The organism is Gilliamella sp. Fer4-1 (assembly GCF_001690515.1).
Taxonomy (GTDB): Bacteria; Pseudomonadota; Gammaproteobacteria; order Enterobacterales; family Orbaceae; genus Gilliamella; species Gilliamella apicola_C.
On record NZ_LZGZ01000170.1, the window covers coordinates 1 to 3,465 of the forward strand.

Here is a 3,465-nt window from a genome sequence, read left to right on the forward strand (position 1 = left end):
TATAATATAATGATCTAATTAGAATTGTTACAATCAACAATAATTAATAATAAGGGATATATTGACTCAGTATTGGCAACTTTTAATAGCCAATTAAATTATGCTAAAAGCAAATGGATGTTGTGCTATTTATGCGATTAAAATAACATAACTTAATTAAGTTTCAATTTAAGGAATACCGAAGTGAAAAAACGAATAAAATTGGCTGTGCTACTTTCTTCATTTTTGATAATTTCGAACGCTTATAGTGCGGAATTGCCCTCGTCAGCTAATATCACAAAAGCTTTCGCTGATAGCGCTAAAAGATCAATATTAGGCGAAGGAGGAAAGTTTCCTGTTAAAACTGAAGCGGGCTACGAAGTCACTAATATTTTTTATAATCTGAATAACGTCGTATTTGAATATAGTATGCCAACTGATAGCCAAAGCGTTTCCATTGTAGATATTACTGAAGGAATCAGACTTGGGCTCAATGCACAATTTTGTAGTAAACAAGATGTGATTGATGTATTACGGGCTTATGATATTCGCTTCTTGTTCCGTTTCCAATTCAATGATGATCGAAATGTACCAGCAACATTGTCAATTGATGAAATTTGTGAAGAACCAAAATAAATAGCTTTGGCCATCGCCCCAAGTAGTTCGTAAAATTAACGCTCATTTTGCGAACTTACTTTATTCAAAGTTACTGCTAGCTGATTTATTAAGTTATTTTTGTAAAAATTTTTTAGATTTTCTATTTACATAACTAAACCTTTGCATAATAGCATAATTCACTTTTCAAATTCTGCACTGCATATTCGCTTTTTATTGATTTATTATCATTGTTGCCGCTTTCTTTTTGGATTATTATCACAACAAGCACTAATTAGCATACCTTGCGATTAAAGTTGTGATGTTATATTGAGTTAATCAGAAAAAGGGAAACAATGATGAGCCTTAAAAATAGATTAGTTGAATACACGCAGACTTTGAATAATGTTCAAATTGATAATCCTTTCAAAAAGTTTCCTGACTATCAAGTTCTTAGACACAAAAGTAGTGGTAAGTGGTTTGGTCTAATTATGTCAGTAGAGAAAAATAAATTAGGTCTCAACTCGGAAGAGGTCGTGGAAATCATTGATGTCAAATCCGATCCTGAATTAATTTCTATAATAAAAAATAGCACTGGTTTATTACCAGCATATCATATGAATAAAAATAACTGGATTACCATAATGCTTGATGGATCTGTGCCACTGGAACAAATAATACATTTATTAGACTACAGTTATAATTTAACGAATAAGGATAAAGTTTGAATCTGCACTGATATATCTAATGACTGTCTCGACAAATAAATAACCGTGTAATTCATGAAAAACGGCTATAAAAAAGTGATCTAAGCCAAGTTACTCAACAACTGTTTTTTGTTTCTCACAATCTATGAGTAGTTATATGATAAATCCCCTATAGAGCATGCGAGGTAAATATCGCCGGTATTTTTATAAAAACATATTGAAAATCATTATGTTTTAAATAAGGAGTCACTGGATCACACGGAATTATTTTATATATAGAAGTTTGATTTTATTTTAGAACAACAAACAGAACGATAAATCTTATTGTTTAAAATAAGATTTATCAGAAAATATTATTCAATTGCATTATAATGCCTAAGGACAATCCATTTACCATTTATTTAGGAATCAATTCATGTCATTTGACTCTCTTGGTTTAGATGCCGAGATTTTAAAAGCAATTCAAGAACAAAACTATACCAGCCCGACGCCCATTCAACAACAAGCTATACCGGTCATTTTATCTGGTAAAGATCTTATGGCGAGTGCACAAACAGGGACAGGTAAAACAGCGGGCTTTGGCTTGCCTATTTTACAAAAACTGCTTGAGCAGAAAACTAAAGACGCTAATAATCCAAATAGCAAAAAAAATAAACGTTCTTTATATGCCTTGATTTTAGCGCCAACACGTGAGCTTGCAGCCCAAATTGGCGAAAATATTCGTGGCTACAGCCGTTATTTACCGATTCGATCCTTAGTGGTATTTGGTGGTGTAAGTATTAATCCTCAAATGATGAAATTACGGGGCGGTGTGGACATATTAATTGCAACACCGGGACGATTACTTGATTTAGCACAACAAAATGCTGTGGATCTTTCAACCGTGAAAATGCTAGTATTGGATGAAGCCGATCGCATGTTAGATATGGGATTTATTCATGATATCCGTCGTGTGATTGCTAAATTACCGAAAAAACGCCAAAATTTAATGTTTTCAGCAACTTTCTCCGATGAAATAAAAGTGTTAGCGCAATCTCTATTACATTCACCAGAATCTGTTGCAGTAGCTAAAACCAATAGCGCTTCAGAGCAAATAACCCAATATATACATAGAGTAGATAAACGCCGTAAACGAGAGCTATTGTCTTATTTAATTGGTAAAAACCAATGGCAACAAGTATTAATCTTTACCCGCACTAAATATGGTGCAAATCACTTAGCGGAACAGCTAACTAAAGATGGCATTAAAGCAGCTGCTATTCATGGTAATAAAAGCCAAGGGGCACGAACTAAAGCCTTAGCCGATTTCAAAAGTGGGCAAATTAGAGCATTAGTAGCCACTGATATTGCAGCAAGAGGCCTTGACATTGAGCTGTTGCCTTATGTAGTTAATTATGAATTACCACAAGTTGCTGAAGATTATGTACATCGCATTGGGCGAACAGGGCGTGCACAAAATGAAGGGCAGGCTATTTCGCTCGTGTGTATTGATGAACTGGCTCAATTAAAAGCGATTGAAAAATTAATAAAAAAGCCGATTCCAGAATTAACAACTAACGGGTTTGAAGTTGATCCAAAAATTAAAGCAGAGCCTGTAAAAAAATCATTGCCAAGGCGAGCATCACCAAAAAGAGCGAATGTAACGGGGGCTGGTCGATCGTCGCACTCTAATCAAAAGAGTATTAAATCTTCAAATAGATCGAATCACTCTAATAATAAAAAAACTAATATTTAACAAAGTAGAAGGAAACTATTATGGTAAATCGTAGCAAGCGTTTACGAAAAAAATTACATATTGAAGAGTTCAAAGAATTAGGCTTTACTGTTAGCTGGTCTTTTGACGAAGGCACAAGCGAAGAGACTTTAGATAACATTGTTGATCAGTTTATTCTTGAAGCCATTCAACCAAATGGTTTAGCTTATGAGGGGAGTGGTTATTTAAATTGGCAAGGTATTATTTGCACCCAAAAATTAGGAAATTGTACTGAAGAACATCGTGACGTTGTCACAAAATGGTTGGAAGATCATGGTTTAAAAAATGTTAAAACCAGTCAACTTATTGATATTTGGTGGGATGAGTTAGCATTTTAATTATTAGGTTATTTTTAAATATACGTTATTCTTAAATAAAAGTAGTCACGTATGTGGCTATTTTTATAACTGAATTTTATCGTACTAATGGTGA

4 protein-coding genes are annotated in these 3,465 nt (G+C 33.6%); all 4 read left to right on the forward strand.

Features of this window, described 5'->3' with window-relative positions:
- Nucleotides 1-183: 183 nt before the first annotated feature.
- The 4 genes from A9G30_RS05975 (at nucleotide 184) to A9G30_RS05990 (ending at nucleotide 3,371) form a co-directional block, all read left to right on the forward strand.
- A complete protein-coding gene (locus tag A9G30_RS05975) occupies nucleotides 184-615 on the forward strand; it encodes a hypothetical protein (protein ID WP_065588369.1) in 432 nt (143 codons plus the stop codon).
- A gap of 317 nt (nucleotides 616-932) precedes the next feature.
- Nucleotides 933-1,301 (forward strand): MmcQ/YjbR family DNA-binding protein, encoded by a 369-nt coding sequence (locus tag A9G30_RS05980; protein ID WP_065566669.1) that lies wholly within the window; start codon nucleotides 933-935, stop codon nucleotides 1,299-1,301.
- Between the two features lie 394 nt (nucleotides 1,302-1,695).
- Nucleotides 1,696-3,015 carry an ATP-dependent RNA helicase RhlE gene (rhlE, locus tag A9G30_RS05985; protein ID WP_081295730.1) on the forward strand — a complete coding sequence of 440 codons (1,320 nt, stop codon included), beginning with the start codon at nucleotides 1,696-1,698 and terminating at the stop codon, nucleotides 3,013-3,015.
- Nucleotides 3,016-3,035: 20 nt separating this feature from the next.
- Nucleotides 3,036-3,371, forward strand: a complete 336-nt coding sequence (locus tag A9G30_RS05990) for a YggL family protein (RefSeq protein WP_065566670.1) — start codon at nucleotides 3,036-3,038, stop codon at nucleotides 3,369-3,371.
- The last annotated feature ends 94 nt before the right edge of the window (nucleotides 3,372-3,465 follow it).

Excerpts from the sequence above, each read along its gene's own strand:
- A9G30_RS05980 (WP_065566669.1), top strand. The coding sequence starts at position 933 with ATGAGCCTTAAAAATAGATTAGTTGAATACACGCAGACTTTGAATAAT.
- rhlE (WP_081295730.1), top strand. The coding sequence starts at position 1,696 with ATGTCATTTGACTCTCTTGGTTTAGATGCCGAGATTTTAAAAGCAATT.
- A9G30_RS05990 (WP_065566670.1), top strand. The coding sequence starts at position 3,036 with ATGGTAAATCGTAGCAAGCGTTTACGAAAAAAATTACATATTGAAGAG.